This window comes from Bradyrhizobium sp. MI1.3, from assembly GCF_055811695.1.
Genome location: NZ_JBVVPQ010000258.1, coordinates 1 through 528 on the forward strand (window position 1 = coordinate 1; position 528 = coordinate 528).

A 528-nucleotide genomic window follows, 5' to 3' on the forward strand; every position below is an offset into this window, starting at 1 on the left:
TGACGAGCCAAGGCATCCTCCAGCGTCTCGACGCAGAAGGCTGCTTCCATGGTGATCGACAGCCGCCACGACAGAACCCGGCGTGTTGCCCAGTCCAGCACCACGGCGAGATAGACGAACCCACTAGCCATCGGGATGTAGGTGATGTCCATCGCCCAGAGCTGGTTCGGCCGTGTGATCTCCATGCCGCGCAGCAGATACGGATGGATCTTGTGGCCGGGCTCGGGTTTAGTCGTGCGCGGACGGCGATAGAGCGCCTCTATCCCCATCCGCCGCATCAGCGTCTTGACATGCCGGCGGCCGATCTTGCACCCCTCGGCAGCCAGCAGGCCTCTCAACATTCGCGAACCGGCGAAAGGGAACTCCAGATGCAGCCAGTCGAGACGCCGCATGATCGCGAGATCGGCGTCCGGCACCGGACGCGGCAGGTAATAAACGCTGCCGCGGCTGATCTGCAGAATCTCCGCCTGCTTGGTGATCGACAGATCGTGCTCACGGTCGATCATCGCTTTGCGCTCAGCAATCCCG

The 528-nt window shown here is 62.7% G+C and carries 1 protein-coding gene; it reads right to left on the reverse strand.

The features are described from left to right. On the reverse strand, positions 1–528 hold a 528-nt coding region (locus AC0L3A_RS40930; protein ID WP_473256607.1), incomplete at both ends, for a DDE-type integrase/transposase/recombinase.